Annotated in this window: 18 protein-coding genes and 1 pseudogene; 7 read left to right on the forward strand and 12 right to left on the reverse strand. The window is 68.5% G+C overall.

What is annotated here, in order from left to right; translation table 11 throughout:
* Nucleotides 1-116 precede the first annotated feature (116 nt).
* The 4 genes and pseudogenes from QOC69_RS06735 to QOC69_RS06750 form a co-directional block, all read right to left on the reverse strand.
* Complete coding sequence (locus QOC69_RS06735; RefSeq protein WP_526437631.1) at nucleotides 117-2336, reverse strand: acyl-CoA dehydrogenase family protein; 2220 nt, start codon at nucleotides 2334-2336, stop codon at nucleotides 117-119.
* An 84-nt stretch (nucleotides 2337-2420) separates the two neighbouring features.
* Complete coding sequence (locus QOC69_RS06740) at nucleotides 2421-3374, reverse strand: 2-hydroxyacid dehydrogenase (RefSeq protein WP_526437665.1); 954 nt, start codon at nucleotides 3372-3374, stop codon at nucleotides 2421-2423.
* Nucleotides 3375-3396: 22 nt separating this feature from the next.
* Nucleotides 3397-3723: a TetR/AcrR family transcriptional regulator C-terminal domain-containing protein gene (locus tag QOC69_RS06745; protein WP_526437667.1), complete on the reverse strand. Its 327-nt coding sequence runs from the start codon at nucleotides 3721-3723 to the stop codon at nucleotides 3397-3399.
* Nucleotides 3684-3881: pseudogene (locus tag QOC69_RS06750) on the reverse strand (TetR/AcrR family transcriptional regulator); the annotation flags it as partial. The pseudogene QOC69_RS06750 and the gene QOC69_RS06745, both read right to left, overlap by 40 nt.
* On the opposite strand from QOC69_RS06750, the gene QOC69_RS06755 reads away from it, so the two are divergent.
* A complete protein-coding gene (locus QOC69_RS06755; RefSeq protein WP_526437633.1) occupies nucleotides 3832-3984 on the forward strand; it encodes a zinc-binding dehydrogenase in 153 nt (50 codons plus the stop codon). The pseudogene QOC69_RS06750 and the gene QOC69_RS06755 sit on opposite strands and share 50 nt — an antisense overlap.
* A 9-nt stretch (nucleotides 3985-3993) precedes the next feature.
* Here the strand turns inward: QOC69_RS06755 and QOC69_RS06760 are convergent, their stop codons facing one another.
* Both QOC69_RS06760 and QOC69_RS06765 read right to left on the reverse strand, forming a co-directional pair.
* A complete protein-coding gene (locus QOC69_RS06760) occupies nucleotides 3994-5136 on the reverse strand; it encodes an alpha/beta hydrolase family protein (protein ID WP_526437635.1) in 1143 nt (380 codons plus the stop codon).
* Nucleotides 5133-5762, reverse strand: a complete 630-nt coding sequence (locus QOC69_RS06765; RefSeq protein ID WP_526437637.1) for a TetR/AcrR family transcriptional regulator — start codon at nucleotides 5760-5762, stop codon at nucleotides 5133-5135. Before QOC69_RS06765 ends, QOC69_RS06760 begins: the two co-directional genes overlap by 4 nt.
* 101 nt (nucleotides 5763-5863) lie before the next feature.
* Between QOC69_RS06765 and QOC69_RS06770 the strand changes: the two genes are divergently transcribed.
* Complete coding sequence (locus tag QOC69_RS06770) at nucleotides 5864-6445, forward strand: VOC family protein (RefSeq protein ID WP_526437639.1); 582 nt, start codon at nucleotides 5864-5866, stop codon at nucleotides 6443-6445.
* On the opposite strand, the gene QOC69_RS06775 is transcribed toward QOC69_RS06770, so the two are convergent.
* Nucleotides 6442-7065: a TetR/AcrR family transcriptional regulator gene (locus QOC69_RS06775; protein WP_526437641.1), complete on the reverse strand. Its 624-nt coding sequence runs from the start codon at nucleotides 7063-7065 to the stop codon at nucleotides 6442-6444. The genes QOC69_RS06770 and QOC69_RS06775 overlap by 4 nt on opposite strands.
* A gap of 74 nt (nucleotides 7066-7139) precedes the next feature.
* On the opposite strand from QOC69_RS06775, the gene QOC69_RS06780 reads away from it, so the two are divergent.
* The 3 genes from QOC69_RS06780 to QOC69_RS06790 all read left to right on the forward strand — a co-directional run bounded on the left by QOC69_RS06780 (nucleotide 7140) and on the right by QOC69_RS06790 (nucleotide 9579).
* Nucleotides 7140-8033, forward strand: coding sequence for an oxygenase MpaB family protein (locus QOC69_RS06780; protein ID WP_526437643.1), 894 nt, complete (start codon nucleotides 7140-7142; stop codon nucleotides 8031-8033).
* 41 nt (nucleotides 8034-8074) lie between these two features.
* On the forward strand, nucleotides 8075-8980 hold the full coding sequence (locus tag QOC69_RS06785) for a class I SAM-dependent methyltransferase (RefSeq protein WP_526437645.1): 906 nt from the start codon (nucleotides 8075-8077) through the stop codon (nucleotides 8978-8980).
* Between the two features lie 173 nt (nucleotides 8981-9153).
* Nucleotides 9154-9579, forward strand: a complete 426-nt coding sequence (locus tag QOC69_RS06790) for a hypothetical protein (RefSeq protein ID WP_526437648.1) — start codon at nucleotides 9154-9156, stop codon at nucleotides 9577-9579.
* Nucleotides 9580-9620: 41 nt separating this feature from the next.
* Here the strand turns inward: QOC69_RS06790 and QOC69_RS06795 are convergent, their stop codons facing one another.
* From QOC69_RS06795 to QOC69_RS06810, 4 genes are all read right to left on the reverse strand, one after another.
* Nucleotides 9621-10067 carry a hypothetical protein gene (locus QOC69_RS06795; protein WP_526437650.1) on the reverse strand — a complete coding sequence of 149 codons (447 nt, stop codon included), beginning with the start codon at nucleotides 10065-10067 and terminating at the stop codon, nucleotides 9621-9623.
* 79 nt (nucleotides 10068-10146) lie between these two features.
* Nucleotides 10147-11355 (reverse strand): alpha/beta hydrolase family protein, encoded by a 1209-nt coding sequence (locus tag QOC69_RS06800; protein ID WP_526437652.1) that lies wholly within the window; start codon nucleotides 11353-11355, stop codon nucleotides 10147-10149.
* A 25-nt stretch (nucleotides 11356-11380) separates the two neighbouring features.
* Nucleotides 11381-13234, reverse strand: a complete 1854-nt coding sequence (locus QOC69_RS06805) for an ArnT family glycosyltransferase (protein WP_526437654.1) — start codon at nucleotides 13232-13234, stop codon at nucleotides 11381-11383.
* 31 nt (nucleotides 13235-13265) lie between these two features.
* A complete protein-coding gene (locus QOC69_RS06810; protein ID WP_526437657.1) occupies nucleotides 13266-14150 on the reverse strand; it encodes an amidohydrolase family protein in 885 nt (294 codons plus the stop codon).
* A 19-nt stretch (nucleotides 14151-14169) separates the two neighbouring features.
* On the opposite strand from QOC69_RS06810, the gene QOC69_RS06815 reads away from it, so the two are divergent.
* A complete protein-coding gene (locus QOC69_RS06815; protein WP_526437659.1) occupies nucleotides 14170-14937 on the forward strand; it encodes a trans-aconitate 2-methyltransferase in 768 nt (255 codons plus the stop codon).
* A gap of 129 nt (nucleotides 14938-15066) precedes the next feature.
* The gene (locus QOC69_RS06820) at nucleotides 15067-15321 is read left to right on the forward strand and encodes a hypothetical protein (RefSeq protein WP_526437661.1); all 255 of its coding nucleotides are present in this window, start codon (nucleotides 15067-15069) and stop codon (nucleotides 15319-15321) included.
* Here the strand turns inward: QOC69_RS06820 and cysN are convergent.
* A partial coding sequence (gene cysN, locus QOC69_RS06825; protein ID WP_526437663.1) for a sulfate adenylyltransferase subunit CysN occupies nucleotides 15318-17064 on the reverse strand: 1747 nt, incomplete at its 5' end. The genes QOC69_RS06820 and cysN overlap by 4 nt on opposite strands.

Raw genomic sequence — 17064 nt, forward strand, 5'->3', positions numbered from 1 at the left:
CTGCTCGTGACACCCTCCTAGGCCGCGACGTCGTCCAAGCGTGTCACGCAACTTCCGACCTCGCGCACACATCGTCGACGACTCGGACGGCTTGGCCGTGCGGGCGCCGCCGCCGCTTAGGGATCGCGCGGCAGGCCGAGCAGCCGCTCGGCGATGATGTTCAGCTGCACCTCGGTCGTGCCGCCGTAGATCGTCGTGGCCCGGCCCGCGAGGAGGTACTCGGCCCACTTGCCGGACAGCTGCTCGGAATCGCCGACGGCCGCATCGGTGCCGAACGACGACACCCCGAACTCGGCGTAACCCTGGCCGGTCTTCATGGCCAGCAGCTTGGAGATCGCCGCCGCGGGCATCGGGTCACCCCCGGCCAGCGTCAGCAGCGTCGAGCGCAGGTTGAGCACCTTGGCTGCGTAGCCCTCGGCGATCAAGCGACCGGCATGGTTCTGCTCGATCTGGTCGAAGTGGCCGTCCTTCAAGAACTTCACGAACTGGTCGAGGGTGGCCAGGAATGGCGGCTCGCTGCTGCCGATCGACACCCGCTCGTTGGTCAGGGTATTGCGGCTGACCTCCCAGCCGCGGTCCACCTCGCCCAGCACGAACTCGTCGGGCACGAACACGTCGTCGATGAACACGGTGTTGAACATCGCGTTGCCGGTGAGCTCGCGCAGCGGCTTGACCTCGACGCCCTCGCTGGCCATGTCCAGCAGGAAGTAGGTGATGCCTTGGTGCTTTGGAGCGTTTGGGTCCGATCTCGCCAGCAGCGCGCCCCACTTCGAGTACTGCGCGCCGGTGGTCCAGATCTTCTGGCCGGTGATCCGCCAGCCGCCGTCGACCTTGGTGGCCTTGGTGGTCAGGCTGGCCAGGTCGGAACCCGCGCCCGGCTCGGAAAACAGCTGGCACCAGATCATCTCGCCGCGGAAGGTGGGCGGCAGGAAGCGCTGCTGCTGCGTGTCGGTGCCGTAGGCGACGATCGACGGGATGATCCAGGCGGCGATGCCCATCGGAGGCCGCGAAACCTTCCCGGTCGCGAACTCCTGCGCGATGATGATCTGCTCGATGGGGGTCGCCGACCGGCCCCACGGCTTGGGCAGATGCGGCGTGACCCAGCCGCCCTCGGCGATGGCGACATTGCGCTCGTCGCGCGGAATCTCCTTGAGCGCAGCCACTTCCGCGCGGATCTCGTCGCGGAGTTTTTCGGTGTCTGGGTCGAGATCGATGTCGATCGAACGCATCCCGGTCGTGGTCGCGACGTCCACCACCTGCTGGGGGTAGTCGGCGGCGCGTCCGAAGCAGGCGGCCAGCACGATCGCGCGCCGGTAGTACACGTTGGTGTCGTGCTCCCAGGTGAAGCCGATGCCGCCGTGCACTTGAATGCAGTCCTGCGTGCAGTGCTGCGCGGCCACCGGGGCCAGGGTGGCGGCGACGGCGGCGGCGAACTCGTAGGCGCTGTCATCTCCCGAGTCGCTGCGCTCCTGCCCTCCGGTGGCCTGCGAGTCGTCCTCGTCGATGGCACGTGCGGCGTCCCAGACCGCGGCCGTGGCGCGCTCGGTCTCGGCGATCATGCCGGCGCACTTGTGCTTGATGGCCTGGAATTGACCGATCGGCCTGCCGAACTGCTCGCGGATCTTGGCGTACTCCGATGCGGTGTCGGTGGCCCAGCGGGCGACGCCGATGCACTCGGCGGAGAGCAGGGTCGACATCAGGGCGCGGGCACGCGTGCGGCTCAGGTTGGACAGCACCCGGTCGTCACCGACCTCGACGGCGTTGGCCCGCACGTGCGCCAGCGGGCGCAGCGGGTCGACGCTCTTGATTGGCTCGATCTCCAGTTGGTCGGCGTCGAGGACCACCCACTCCTCGCCGCTGTCGATCGCGACCGGCAGCACCAGGATCGACGCCTGCGCTGCCGCAGGCACGGCGCGGACCTCACCACGGATGACGAGTTCATCGCCCTGCCGGGTGGCCGTCAGGCCGGAGTCGATGGCGTATGCGGCGATGGCGTCGCCCGACGCCAACTCGACGAGCCGCTTGTCGTCGGGGTCGTTCGCGGAGATCAACGCACTGGCGATCGCCGAGGGGACGAACGGCCCTGGGACCGCGCCGTAGCCGAACTCGGCGAGCACGATCGCCAGCTCGAGGATGCCGAACCCCTGTCCACCCACGGATTCCGACAGGTGCACGCCCTGCAGACCCTGGTCGGCGGCGGCCTTCCAGTAGGGCGGCGGGTTCGGTACCGGCGTCTCGAGCGCCTCGTGCAGGACCTCGGACGGCGCGACTCGCGCCACCAGAGATCGGACTGAATCGGCGAGGTCGCTGTGTTCGGAAAGGATCGCGATGGGCATTCTTCAGACTCCTCGATGGGCCTTGAATCAACCGGTGGGTTGGGAACGAGGGTACCGGGCGTGACGAGAAAGCCGACCGGCCCCTCACCGAACTTGGTTCACCAGGTTCACCAAGTCTTTGCCGTCGCGCAGTCGCTCGCAGTTGTCCACCGCTTCGCCCAGGTAGCGCCGCATGGTGTCGGCGGTGTACCAGGTGACGTGCGGGGTGAGCACGACGTTGTCGAGGGCCAGCAGCGGGTTGTCCGCGGCGACCGGCTCGACGGCGAACACGTCAAGGCCGGCGGCCGCGAGCACGCCCGTGCTCAGCGCGTCGACCAGTGCGGCCTCGTCGATGATCGCTCCGCGTGAGGTGTTGACCAGTACGGCGTCGCGCTTCATCAGTGCCAGCGCCGAGGCGTCGAGCAGCCCCGCCGTCCGATCGGTCAGCGGCAGGTGCAGCGAGACGATGTCGCTGGCGGCGAGCAGTTCGGGCAGCGGCCGCCACCCGGCATGGCCGTCGTCGCGGGTGCTGGTGTGCAGCACCGCAGAAGGGGGAGCCCCCATCGCCAGGACAATCCTCTCGACGCGCTTGGCGACGTTGCCGTAGCCGACCAGGCCGACGGTGCAGCTGCCAATGTCGCGCACCGTCTCGCCGAGCGTCGGATCCGACGGCCAGCCCGCGCCGGCCCTGGTGGCCGCATCGAGCGCGGGCAGCCTTCGCAGTGCGGCGAGCATCAGCAGCACCGCACCCTCGGCCACCGACGGGGCGTTGGCGCCGGGCATGTTGGCCACGGCGATACCGCGTCGCGTGGCGGCGTCGACGTCGATGGTGTTCACCCCCGCGCCAAGCTTGTGCACCAGCCGGCACCGCGTGGCCCGCTCGAGGTCCTCGCCCGACAGCGGTCGCAGGACGTGCCAGATCACGTCGGCCTCGGGCAACTCGCGGTAGAAGGTGTCGTCGTCGTCCTCGGCGCAGTAGCGAATGTCGAGCCAATCCGCTTGTGGCGCAAGCAAGGCCAGCGCCTTGTCGCCTGGCACGAAGTGCGCCAAGACGGTGATGGAATCGACGTTCAGCGTCACGCTACTGCCTTTCGATCGCACGCTCCAGGCTGTCCAGCAGCAGGTCGAGTCCGACCTCGAACTCGTCGCCAAAGTCGCATTCGGCTTGCACGACTCGCTCGGCGGCCAGCTCCGCGAGGTAGGGATATTCTCCGGCCGGGGCCCGCCTGAGTATGTCGTGGGCGACCTGCGCCGCGTCCTCCGGGGAGTCGAACGGCGGGCTCGCCTCCTGCACCCCGTCATCACGACGGAGAATCCGGCCCTGCGCAGGCAGCCGAGCATCGCGTCGTGGTGGCGCAACGTCGCGGGTCCTGGCGCCGACCGTGACTCCATCAAGCCGATCGCCCACCGATGACGGGCCAGCACCCGGCGAGCCGACAGCGCGCGGGTACGCATCGCGGTGCGCCAGCCCACGTCGGCGGGCGGCAGGTCGATCTCGGCGAACACGACATCGACCATGCCGTCGAACAGCTCGGATTTATTGGACACGTGGTTGTACAGCGACATCCCGCCAGGGGTCGACCGGACGTTTCGGCTCGATGAGGCGGCGGCCGCCGTCCGCTACCTGGCGGACGGTCTGATCAGGGGCAAGGTCGTCATCGCGCTGTGAGCTCGAGACTCAGCGCCACCGCTTGGCGATCCATCTCGCAATAGTGTCGGCCTGCTCGCTGCGCGCTCCGGGGGTGGTGAAGTAGTGGTCGGAGTCGATCGAGGACATCGCCTTGTCCGTTCCGGCCAGCGCATCGTGAATGCGTTCTGCGTCCGACGGATACACGCCGGAGTCCTGCTCGGCGTTGATCACCAGCGCCGGGCAGGTGATGCGGGCCAGGTGCGGTTCGGCGCGAGTCTGGGAGTGCCGCAGGCTCCACATCCCCAGCCAACCCCGCAAGGTGCATGCCGCGGCGATCCCGTGCGCCGACCGGTTGGCCTTCACCGGGACGCCCGCGTAGCAGGTGTTGGCAGGACGCTTGGTGGGTTCGATGGTCGGATCGACCATGCGCGGGTCGGCCCAGGTGCGTAACACCGTGAAGGGGCGGTCCGAGAAACCCGCCGCCCGAACCCGTTTCAGCTCGTCTTCGGCCCATTCGGTGATCGCATGATTGCGCGCGACCTGCGCGGCCCGGTACCGCTCGATGAAGTCGGCCGAGTACGGCGGGCCGTTGCGCTTGTCGAACAGGTCCAGCGCGGGATCGCTGGCGACGGGGTCGCACTCGTCGACGACGGAGCCGTCCATCCACGCCGTCAGCACGTCGGGTCGGCCTGGGTGCGCGGCGCTCGCCACGTAGCCGTCGGCGGGCAGCAGCTCGGTCAGGCCTGCCGCGGGCCGCATACCGTCCAGCGGAGTGACGTGGGGATCGACGGCCTGGGCCTGGTAGGCGGCCATCAGCGAGCCGCCACCGGAATTGCCGAGCAGCACAATCGTTTCCACGCCCTGCACATCACGGAGCCACCGGATGCCCACCCCGATGTCTACCAGTGCGTGGTCGAGTAGGAAGCTGCTCTCGAAGCCACGGAACCGGGTGTTCCAGCCGAGGAAGCCGATGCCGCGGGTGGCCATGTAGTCCGCGAGGTAGTGCTCGGAGAAGTCGATCTGATAGTGCGTGGCGATCATCGCCACCTTCGGCTTGCGGCCGACGCCTCGGTAGTAGACCCCCTGACAGGGGTGGCCGCCAGAGCCGGCCCGGCGGGCGGTGGGGGAGTCCAGGCCGATGAACTCCCTGGTCACGCCCGGCGTCCCTGATACCCCCGGATTCTTCGTCATGTCGGCGAGGTCTCCTCGAAGTAGATGGTGCGGTAGAAAACATCGGCCAATGTCTTGATGCACGCCTCGTCGTCGGCGGTACTGGCGCCGTCGCCGCTCAACTGGACGTAGCAGAACTGGTTCAGCATCGAGACCAACGCCACCGCGACCAGATGTGGGTCGTCGTCGGCGCAGAACCCTTGTTGCTGAGCCTGTTTCACCATCGCAGTGACGAGCGATATCGGCAACTCGCAGATGTCGGCCCAGTACTGCGCGAAGTCGTCGTTGACCATGGCCAACTGCGAGACGCTGATGATCTCGGCCAGGCGGTGGCGGTAGGTGGTCCAGTGCGCGGCGGCAGCCCGGTGGGCGCGCTCGCGGTTGCTCAACTCCGGCACGGTGGCCGCCTGCGCTCGGTCACGCGCCTCGTCGCGGAAGCGCAGCGCCCACTCGCGGACCATCGCCTCCTTGGAGTCGTAGTAGTTGTAGAACGACGCGGTCGACCGGCCAGCTTCGGCGGCGATGTCGGAGATCGTGGTGGCCAGAATTCCCTTGCGCGCGATGACCGCCCGCGCCGCGACGTCGATCGCCGCTTGCGTCTGCCTGCCCCGGACGGTCGGCAACTGCTCACGGGGCGCGACGGTCACTCGAGGCCTTCCTGATGATTGATCCGACCTGAATCTGATGTTAGATTCAGATTGAGGCCTTGACCAGACCCCGAGGGTCGGGCATTTCGAGGAGCGGCGACGTGATCAAGCCCCAGAACACCAACTCCGAGTTCGAACTCGGCGGCATCAACCACGTGGCGTTGGTGTGCGCGGACATGGCGAAGACGGTCGACTTCTACGCGGGAGTGCTCGGCATGCCGCTGGTCAAGTCGCTGGACCTGCCCGGCGGGATGGGGCAGCACTTCTTCTTCGACGCAGGCAACGGCGATTGCGTGGCGTTCTTCTGGTTCGCCGAGGCGCCCGACGGCGTGCCAGGGATGTCCGCACCCGCGTCCATTCCCGGCATCGGCGAGATCGTCAGCGCGGTCGGCTCCCTGAACCACCTCGCTTTCCACGTTCCCGCCGAGAAGTTCGACGAGTACCGCAAGCGACTCAAGGAGAAGGGCGTGCGGGTCGGGCCGGTGCTCAACCACGACGAGAGTCCTGCCCAGGTGTCGATGACGCTGCATCCCGGCGTCTACGTGCGCTCGTTCTACTTCCAGGACCCCGACGGCATCACGCTCGAATTCGCCTGCTGGACCAAACAGTTCACCGACAGCGACACGGTGACGGTGCCGAAGACGGAAGCCGATCGACGGCCGCCGGTGGCCGCCGGACGTTAGTACAGCCCGGGATCGCCGAGCCGGTCGAGCACCGCGGCCAGTTGATCGACCAGCTCGTCGGGCTGCAGATCGACGTCGCCGGCCAGCCAGGCGCTGATCGCCTGCCCGACGCCGCCGACCACGAACTGCGCGGTGGCCTTGACCCGGTCGTTGTCGGGCACCTTCAGCGTGGTGGCCGCCTGCTGACCGGCCAACGCCGCCATCAGGGCGCCGGATTCCACCCGCTTGCGCGCCAGCACCGTGTTGGCCAGCTGCGAGCTGAATAGCAGGCGGCCGATCCGGGCGTCGCCGACGATCGTCCTGACGATGTTGGCCATGGCCGCCCTGGCCAGTTCCTCCTGCGGCGCGGCGGCCACGGCGGCTTGCGTGGTGGCGGCGATGTCGGCGATCACCCAGTCGAAGACCGCGGCGACCAATTCGTCCTTGTCGGTGAAGCTCTCGTAGAAGTACCGCGCGGAGACCCCGGCCTGTCCGCAGATGGCCCGCACCGTGAGTTCGGCCGGGTCGTCGGCACCGCCGAGCAGCTCGAGGCCGGCGTCGAGCAGTCGGCGCCGCCGCAGAGCGATCCGCTCGCGTGCTTCCACACCGCCGTAGGGGCGGACCTGAGCCATGCGCACCATCTTGACATCCGTCGGGAGCGAGGTGCAATATCAGGAAACGCGGGTTTTCAGATTTGGGTTCGAAGGGGAGGCCAATGTCGATCGGCGAGAGTCGGGTCGAGCGTGGGGTCAGCGCATCGGTCGACGCCACCAAGCTAGGCACGCCGACGGGTCGAGCCGGCATCGACGACGGACTGATGGGCGTGGCCCTGCTCGCAGGCCCGGCCAACGTGATCATGCAGCTGGGCAGGCCCGGGGTCGGCTATGGCGTCCTGGAGAGCCGGGTGGAGAGCGGCCGGGTCGACCGGCACCCGATCAAGCGGGGGCGCACCACGTTCACCTACCTGGCCGTGGCCACCAAGGGCAGCGACGCCCAGAAGGCGGCCTTCCGCCGGGCGGTCAACGGAGCCCATGCGCAGGTGTACTCGACCGACGAGAGCCCGGTGAAGTACAACGCCTTCGACGAGGACCTCCAGATGTGGGTGGCGGCGTGCCTGTACAAGGGCGCGGTCGACGTCTACCGGATCTTCATCGGCGAGATGGACGACGAGACGGCCGAGCGGCACTATGCCGAGGGCATGTCGCTGGGCACCACGCTGCAGGTGCCCGCCGACATGTGGCCCGCCGACCGGGCGGCGTTCGACCGCTACTGGCAGGAGTCGCTGGACCGTGTCCACCTCGACGACACCGTGCGCGACTACCTGTTCCCGATCGCGGCGAGCCGGATCCCGGGGGTGACGTTGCCCGGGCCGCTGCAGCGGTGGTCGGACGACTTCGCCCTGCTGATCACGACGGGGTTCCTGCCGCAGAAGTTCCGCGACGAGATGCGCCTGCCATGGGACGCGCGGAAGCAGCGCCGGTTCGACCGCCTGATGGCAGTGCTGCGCACCGTCAACCACCTGATGCCGCGCTTCGTCCGGCAGTTCCCGTTCAACGTGCTGCTCACCGATCTCGACCGGCGGATCCGAAAGGGGCGCCCGCTGGTCTGAGGTCCAGCCTGCTGTCAGTGTCCGCGCGTACCTTCGCGCCAATGCGTACCGACAATGACACCTGGGACATCACCACTAGCGTCGGCTCGACGGCCTTGTTCGTCGCCGCGGCAAGGGCTTTGGAGGCACAGAAACCCAAACCCCTATCCGTCGACTCGTACGCCGAGAGGTTCTGCCGCGCCGCAGGCGGCGAATGGTCGGACGTGCTGGACGGCGTCGAGGAAGACGGTCCGACCTACGCCCGCCTGCGGTCCGAGTTCGGTGGGCACTTCGTGTCGTTCCAGGCCGCGCGCACCAAGTACTTCGACGCCTACTTCACCGCGGCGGCCGACGCGGGAGTCCGGCAGATCGTCTTGCTCGCCGCGGGCCTCGACTCGCGCGCGTACCGGCTGCCCTGGGCGGACGGCACCGTCGTCTACGAGCTCGATCAACCAAGGGTGCTCGCGTTCAAACGCGAAGCGCTGAATGGACACGGTGACGCGCCGCGCGCCGAGCGCCGCGAGGTCGCCGTCGACCTCCGCGACGACTGGTCAACGGCGCTGAAGGCGAGCGGGTTCGACCCGTCTCGACCGTCGGCGTGGATCGCCGAGGGTTTGCTCCTCTATCTGCCGGCCAGCGCGCAGGAGCGACTGTTCGACGGCATCGACGCGCTGTCGAGCCCCGGCAGCTGGGTCGCGGTCGAGGAAGGCAGGCCCATGCCCCAGGCAGCCTTCGAGGCCAAGCAGGAACAGGAACGGGCCTCTGGCGCGGAAGGGACGTTCTTCACGCTGGTCTACAACGAGCAGCACGCGCCCGCCGCGGACTGGTTCGGCGCCCGCGGGTGGACGGCCGAGGCCACCCCGCTCGCCGCATATCTCCGCGAGCTGGGGCGACCCCTGCCCGAGGACGACCCCGACGTCGCCCCGATGGTCGGCTCGATCAGCCTGGTCAGCGCTACGAAGAAGTGACCTGGGTCACGGGGCCAGCGCGCACCGTGCGTCTCGACAGTTGAGTTATGCAATGCTAACTTCAGCGAGTTAGCTTAGGCATACTTAAGGGAGACGACGGGGGCCGCGCGCCTCCGTGACGACTGGCCGACCAGCTGCGTGAGGCGGGCCTGGGCGCCGCGATCGTCGACGCGGTGCAGGGACCCCTGACCGTGCGGGGCCACGAGACGTGGCGGGCGGTGCGGGGCGACGGTGATCCGGCCGGCCACCTGGCCGCCTACCGCATCCGCGTCGACGAACGGCTTGGCGATCGGCTCGCCGAGGTGTGGTCGCACACCGTGTGGGAAACCTGGACAGCACTCGAGTTCGGCGGCACGGCAAATGCGCTCACCGTTGCCGCGATCTGCGCGTTCCGCACCGAGGAGGCGCCGACCAGGCCCCCGTTGCCCTTCCTCGAAATCCAGCGTGGCCTGCAGCGATCCCTACTGATGGCGCTGGATTCCAGGTCGGTCGACCGGCTCGAGGCCGACGCCGTGCCGCTGCCCGACGGGTTGCTCGATCACGTCGAGTGGCGGGTGGAGGTGACCAAGTCGCCGCTTGCGGAGCAAACACACTTGTAGGATCGCCGTGTGGGGGGCCAGACCCCGTCCGATCGATTCGACTACCTGTTCGAGCCGATCGACGGTGAGACGACGACGACCGCGGTGCCGGCCGCCGAATCCGTCGAGCCCGTGGCACGCGCGCGCAGGTGGTGGCCGCTGCTGGTGACGGCTGCCGTCGTGGCGATCGCAGCCGCCGTCGCACTGATCCTGTCGTGGCCCGGGCCCGTCGACGTCGCGCCCGCCCCGAGCGGGTCCACCACGCAACCCACCCCGACGCCCGTCGTGACGAGCGCTCCCGTCGTCGATGCGCCACCCGAACTCCCGGCGCCACCTGAACCGACCGCTTCGACGGCGAACGTCGTGCCGGAACCTGCGCCGGTATCGGTACCCGCTTTACCACCACCGTCGACGTCACCGTCCGCCCAACCCGACACCCGGCAGGCGCCGACACCGACCCTGCGTTCACCGAACAGTGTCAGCCCCGAACCACGGCCTGTATTTCCCAACCAGCGAACACCCGACAGCGACGGGGGCCCGGGCGGCCTGCTGGGCAGACTTGGGTTGTGATCCGACCGCGACGCGCGGTCAGGAGAACATGAACCCGCTCATGAATCGGGTCATCCGACGCAGGTAATCCGGCTGGCTGACGTGCAGGACGTGGTGGCCGGGGAACCAGTGCATCGCACACCGATCCCAGTGCTCCCACAGCTTTTCGGCCTGTTCGGGCGGAGCCAGCCGATCACCGAGTCCGGTGATGATGAGGCGACGGTCCTTGGGCACCAGCGGCGCGTAGTTCAGCGGCGAGTGGTACATCGCCGCCGCGGCCGACAACTCACGATCGGTCGCCGTGACCCGGTTCGCAAGCTGGTACACCAGGTTGGCCGGGAACCAGTCGTCGATCAAATCTTCCACGCTGACCACCGGAACGTTCGGGATCACGGCCTGCACGCGGTCGTCCACGCCTGCGATCAACGCCGAGGTGTAGCCGCCCAGCGAGATGCCGGTCAATGCGACCCGGTCCACTCCGGTGTACTCGAGATAGTCCAGGACCGAACGGAAGTCGTGCACCGCCTGGGCCATCGACTCGGCGAACCCGGCGAAACCGTCCGCGAAGTAGCCGTAGCCGCTGAAGGGCGAGAACCTCTCGGCGCGCCTGCCATGGAACGGCAGTGTGTACAGCAGCACGTCGTAGCCCGACCGGTAGAACCACGGCAACGAGAAGAACAGCCCGTTCAACAGATACGCCGACCCCATGAAGCCGTGGATCAGGCACAGCGTCGGGTGTGGTCCGTCGTCGTGCACCCAGTGCTGTGCACGAACCACGTTGTTGCGCTCGTATCCGCGGCGGTGTTCGCGGGCCGCGGGATTGATCGCCTCGAAGGAGCTCTTGAACTTGATGTTGTGGACGCGGCCGTGCGCCATCCATTCGGCGACCGGGTTGGCAGGCCTCGACGAGACCCGGGGCAGCTCGGTAGGCGCGGGGAAGGACAATTCTGGGTTCTTCGCCGCACCCAGTTCTGCGTAGAACCGCAGTGCTTCGCGCTCGGCCCGCGAGTCCGCCGGGTGCAGAGCGGCCGCCGCGACCTTCGGCAGCATCGCAGCGCCGACGATTGACGCGATCGCGGTGCGCAGGCCGACGTCGGCGATCGCCGAGGAGTCGACGATGAGCTTCTGCCGAAGGCTGAGATCCTGCCGTCGGGGCAGGCCACCGGGGGTCGCGTCGGCACCACGGACGTCTGGAACGGGGATCGGTGGATCGACCGGTGCGGCTGTGTTCGACGTTGAACTGGGCACGCGCGATGGTAACTCGCCTCAAGCGCTAGGTGAGGCGGTACACCAGCGATTCACCGAGTGTGGTGGCCCGATAGTGCGCGGCCACCCAATCGGCGATGTCGCGGGTGTGCGACGCGGAGCGGTTCTTCGCCCGGATGACCCTGCCCTCCGGCTCGGCGGCGCCGCCCTTGCCGGCCTCGACGTAGTAGGCGATCTTCCCGGCGTGGACGTCGGCGATGAACTGCTCGAGGGTGGGCGCGGGGTCGCCGCCCCACCCGCCGATCGCCATCACCGACGTGCCCGACGCGATCTCGAGCGCGGCGGCGGACTGCGATCCGTTCGTCGCGGCCGACCACGCCGTGTGCGTGGCCGCGAGTAGGGCGGCGAGGTCGCCGTTGGTGGCCTCGTCGCCCATCCAGCCGCCGACCGCGAACGCCTCTTCCAGCCTCTGCGCCGCGACGGCCTGTTGCGCGGTGCGGTGCACCGAACTCACCGCGTTGGGAACTGCCCCGTGGTGCGGTGTCATCGCCGTCGCGATGGAGAACGCAACCGTTCCCGCGGCGGCCCCGGCCGCGCCCACCAGGGCTCCGGCGGCCGACCACCGACGCCTGCCGATCAGTGCGGCCGCGATCCCAGCCACGCTGAGGGCAGCGACGAGCCACGGCATCCAGTTTGGGGCGAAGTGGTTGCGGTTCAACAGGTCCACCGACCGCCAACTGGCCAGGCCGACCATGACCGCGAGCGCGATCCGGCCGTCCCAGCCGGAGCGGGCCCGCCATGCCCATACCGAACCCAGCCCGACTAGCGCGGCGACGGCGGGTGCCAGCGCGACGCTGTAGTAGGGGTGCACGGTGCCGTTCATGACGGTGAACACCAGGCCCGTCACCAGCAGCCATCCACCCCACGACGTGCAGGCGGCCCGCTCGTCCCGGCTGAGATGGCCACGCGCCCAGAGATATCCGCCGAATACGACGACGAACAGGGCGACGGGTAGCAGCCAGGAGATCTCGTTGCCGAACTCTCCTTCGAACAGCCGGTGCAGACCGGCCGAGGTGTTCGCAGGCCGGAACATCGTGCTGCCCCACTGCGAGTCGGTCCCGCGGTCGCGGCCCAGGATGCGGCTGAGCCCGTTGTAGCCGAACGCGAGATCGAGCACGGTGTCGTCGGTCGAGCCGCCGATGTACGGCCGGGACCCGGCGGGGATCAACTGCACGATGGCCACCCACCACCCGGCGGCCACGACGAGCGCACCGGTGGCTGAGGTCATGTGCAGCACGCGGTTGCGCCAACTCGTCGGGGCGGCAAGCAGATACGCCGCGGCGAAACCCGGAAGCACCAGGAAGCCCTGCAGCATCTTGGTCAGGAACGCCGCGCCCATCACCGCGCCGACGAGCGCGAGCCACCGCCACGACGCCGTGGCCACCGCGCGGGTCAGGCAGTAGGCGGCGAGCACCAGGAGCAGCACCAGGCAGGCGTCGGGATTGTTGAAGCGGAACATCAGCGCCGCCGCGGGGGTGCACGCCAGCACCGCACCGGCAAGGAGCCCGGCGACGGTGCCCTGCCTGCGATCCCAGAGCGTGCGACGCATCGTGGCGAACAGCACCGCGACCGCCGCGACGCCCATCACGGCCTGTGGCACGAGTACCGACCAGCTGTTCATGCCGAACAGCCGCACCGACAACCCGGTCACCCAGAGCGCCCCCGGCGGCTTGTCGACGGTGATGAAGTCGCGGGCGTCCAGCGCACCGAAGAACCACGCCGACCAGCTCTGTGCGCCGGCCTGGGCGGCGGCCGCGTAGAAGGTGTTGCCGTAGCCGGTCGCCGACAGGTTCCACAGGTAGAGCGCCGCGGTGCACGCCAGCAGGGCAGCCAGTGCGAGGCGGGGCCACCGTGCGGTCACGGCGGTCAAGTTTCGCCGGTCTACCTGCCAGTCAGCTGTGAGCCAGTCCGAACAGCCCGGCCGCGTTGTCGTGCAGGACGCCGCGCAACCAGGCGTCGTCGATGCCGTCCAACTGCGTCAGGGCCTCTATGGCCTCGACGTAGCCGTGGGGAATTTGGGGGAAGTCGCTGCCGAACAGGATGCGATCGCCCAGCGCGCGAAGCCTGCCGCGCTCGGCGGGCGGGAACGGCATGGCCTCCTCGATGAACGGGGTGAACGTCACCGCGGTGTCGAGCCGCACCTCCTCGTACCGCTCACAGAGGTCCAGGAAGTCGGTGTACTCCGGCATACCCATGTGCGCGACGATCAGGCGCAGGCCGGGGTGTCTGGACAGCACCGCTCGGATCGGCTCCGGCCCGGTGTGCTCGCCCGGTTGCGGACCCGACCCGCAGTGGATCACGACCGGGATGCGCGCGTCCTCGATGACGCCCCAGACGTCGTCAAGCAGCGGGTCAGTCGGGTCGTAGCCGCCGACCTGGACGTGCGCCTTGAAGACCCGCGTGCCACCGTCGATCGCCGCGCTGACGTAGGCCCCCGCTTCGGGTTCGGGGTAGAACGTCGCGGTGGGGAGGCAATCCGGGGTGGTCGACGCGAACTCTGCTGCCCACTGATTCAGCCAGGCTGCCATCTGCGGCTTGTGTGGATAGACCAGCGACGTGAAGGCGCGTATGCCGAAGGCCCGCAACGTCTCGATACGCTCGGCCTCGGCGGTGCGGTAAGCGATCGGCCACGCGCGCCCCAGCAGCGGGCCCGCGTCGTCGAAGTACTGCCACACCTTGTCCATCACGCGCTTCGGCATGAAGTGGGTGTGGACGTCCACGATGCCGGGCAGACCAAGGGACACCCAGATCCGACGCACCGCCGCTGACTCTTCCATTACCCACGATGATGGCAGCATGTGGAATCCCGACGTGTACCTGGCCTTCGCCGACCACCGCGGGCGGCCGTTCTACGACCTGCTGTCGAGAGTCGGTGCGGAGGCACCGCGCCGCGTCGTCGACCTCGGCTGTGGTCCCGGCAACCTCACGGTGACACTTGCGCCGCGGTGGCCCGAAGCCCTCATCGAAGCCGTCGACAGCTCGCAGGAGATGGTCGACGCTGCCCGTGAGCGAGGCGTCGACGCCGTCGCCGGTGAGATCTCGGATTGGTCACCCAAGCCCGATACCGACGTGGTGGTGAGCAACGCCGCGTTGCAGTGGGTGCCCGAGCATCAGGAGCTTCTGGTCCGCTGGGCGGGCGAGCTGCCAGCCGGTGCGTGGATCGCGATGCAGGTTCCGGGAAACTTCGACGCACCGTCGCATCAGGCTGTGCGCGAGGTTGCCCGCAGCGCGCCGTTCGCAAACCCGTTGCGGGACATGCCGTGGCGCGACGAACACGTCGTCGAGACACCCAGCCGGTACGCCGATGTCCTGACCGATGCCGGGTGCACGGTGGATGCGTGGGAGACCACCTACGTCCACCAATTGACCGGTGACACACCGGTACTGGACTGGATCACGGGCACCGCCCTCACCCAGGTGAAGAGCAGGCTCTCGGAGGAGGCGTGGCAACGGTATCGGCAGGCGATCATTCCGCTGCTCGCCGAGGCGTATCCCGCTCGGTCGGATGGCACGACGTTCTTTCCGTTCCGGCGGGTGTTCGTGGTGGCCCGAGTGGGTGGTTAGGGCTCGATCATCTAGGCCGCGTTGAACTGTGGCCGGAAACTGGGGCCGGGTTCTCCCGCCCCCAGTGGCACCTCTGGTGCCTCTCGGCAAGTTGATCCCTGGATCGGACATTGGTGGAAGTGCCCACCTATGAGCGACTTTCAGTCGTTCCGGGCAGCCCCAGCTGCCGCGGCGCCCGTTCGACCCTGCGGTGGTGGCGCGGGTTCCTCGCGCTTTCACGCCCAGGACGCAGAGCCGACGCCGCTGCTGCTGCCGAGGCAACCGACGACACCCCAAGCAGGCACGCATTTGATCACACGCGCCACACCCGTCACCGGAGCAGAACAGGACGCCTACTCCGCGGTGACTCCTGCGGCGAAGGTGATCGATGACGGCTCGTCCTAGGAGCCGTCGCGCTTGGCCTTCAGCACCTCGAGTACCTTGGCCACCAGCTCGTCGATGTCGGCGCCGGTGGTGTCGAGCACAAGGTCCGGATTCTCGGGGGGTTCGTACGGAGCGTCGACACCGGTGAGCCCCTTGAGTTCACCGGCCCTGGCGCGGGCGTAGAGACCCTTCGGGTCCCGCTTCTCGCACTCCTCCACCGACGTGCAGATGTACACCTCGATGAACGGCAACTTGGCGGCGGCGTTGAGGGCGCGGGCGACCTCCCGGTCGGACTTCAGGGGTGACACCAGCGAGGCCAGCGCGACCACTCCGGCGTCGGCGAACAGTCGGGTGAGATGTCCTACCCGCCTGATGTTCTCGGCGCGGTCACCGGGTGAGAAGCCGAGATCGTCCGACAGCCCGTGCCGGATGTTGTCGCCGTCCAACAGGTAGGCGACGTCACCGGATTCGACGAGCGCACGTTCGACGGCGACGGCCACCGTCGACTTGCCCGATGCGGGCAGGCCGGTGAACCAGATGGTGGCGCCCCGCTGACTGGTGGCCGACCACCGGTAGTCGCGGTCCAGTGAGGACGGGTGCCAGCGAATGTCGTTGCGGGTCTGCGCCCCCGGCTTGACCTCGCGCGCCTCGACGATGGTGCCGGCGCCGACGGTGTCGTTGGAACCCTCGTCGATGAGGATGAACGCGCCGCTGTCCCGATTGTCGGTGTACGGGTCCGCCACGACGATCGAGCTGGTGCGCAACGTCACCGAGCCAATGTCGTTGAGCAGCAACTCGACCGGGTTGTCCAGCTCGTCGAGCGTCTCGGGGTCCAGCCGGGTGTGCAGGGCCTGCACCGTAGCCCGCACCGTCTTGGAGGTCTGTTTCAACGCGACCCGGTCCCCGGCCCGTAGCGGTGTCTCGGCGAACCAGCACACGGTCGCGTCGAGCTCGCGGGCCAGCACAGGCAGCGTCGCGTTCTCGTCGCCGCTGACCAGTACGTCGCCGCGGGCGACATCGATGTCGTCGGCAAGCTCAACCGAGATCGACAGCGGCGCAACGGCTGTGGACCGGGAGTTGTCGAGGGTGTCGACGGCGGTGACGGTGGAGCGGGTGCCAGCAGGCAGCGAGATGACGGAGTCGCCAACGCTCAGCGTCCCAGCCGCCAACCGCCCGGTGTAGCGGCGGCGTTCGTCGGTGGTCGGGCGGGACACCCACTGGATGGGCAGCCGCAGTTTGGCGGCCTCGGGGTTGGGCGCGGTCAGTTCGATGGCCTCGAGGTACTCGAGCAGGGTCGGCCCGGTGTACCAGGGGGTGTTGGCCGAGCGGTGCACCACGTTGTCGCCGAGCTTGGCGGCGATGGGGATGACGGACAGCTCCGCGCCCCCGAGTCGGGCGGCCATCTGAGCCAACTCCGACTCGACCTCGGCGAACCGACCTGCGTCGAAGTCGACCAGGTCGATCTTGTTGACGGCGGCCACGAAGTGCTGGATGCCAAGCAGTTTCGCGATGCGCGCATGCCTGCGGGTCTGACGTAACACGCCGGCGCGGGCGTCCACCAGCAGTACCGCGACGTGCGCGTTGGACGCACCGGTGAACATGTTGCGGGTGTAGCGCTCGTGGCCAGGCGTGTCGGCCAGGATGTAGCTGCGCCGCTCGGTGGAGAAGAACCGGTAGGCGACGTCGATGGTGATGCCCTGCTCGCGTTCGGCGCGCAGCCCGTCGGACAGGGCGGCCAGGTCGGCGACGCCCTCCTCGTCCTTG

The organism is Mycobacterium sp. (assembly GCF_032162105.1).
GTDB lineage: Bacteria > Actinomycetota > Actinomycetes > Mycobacteriales > Mycobacteriaceae > Mycobacterium.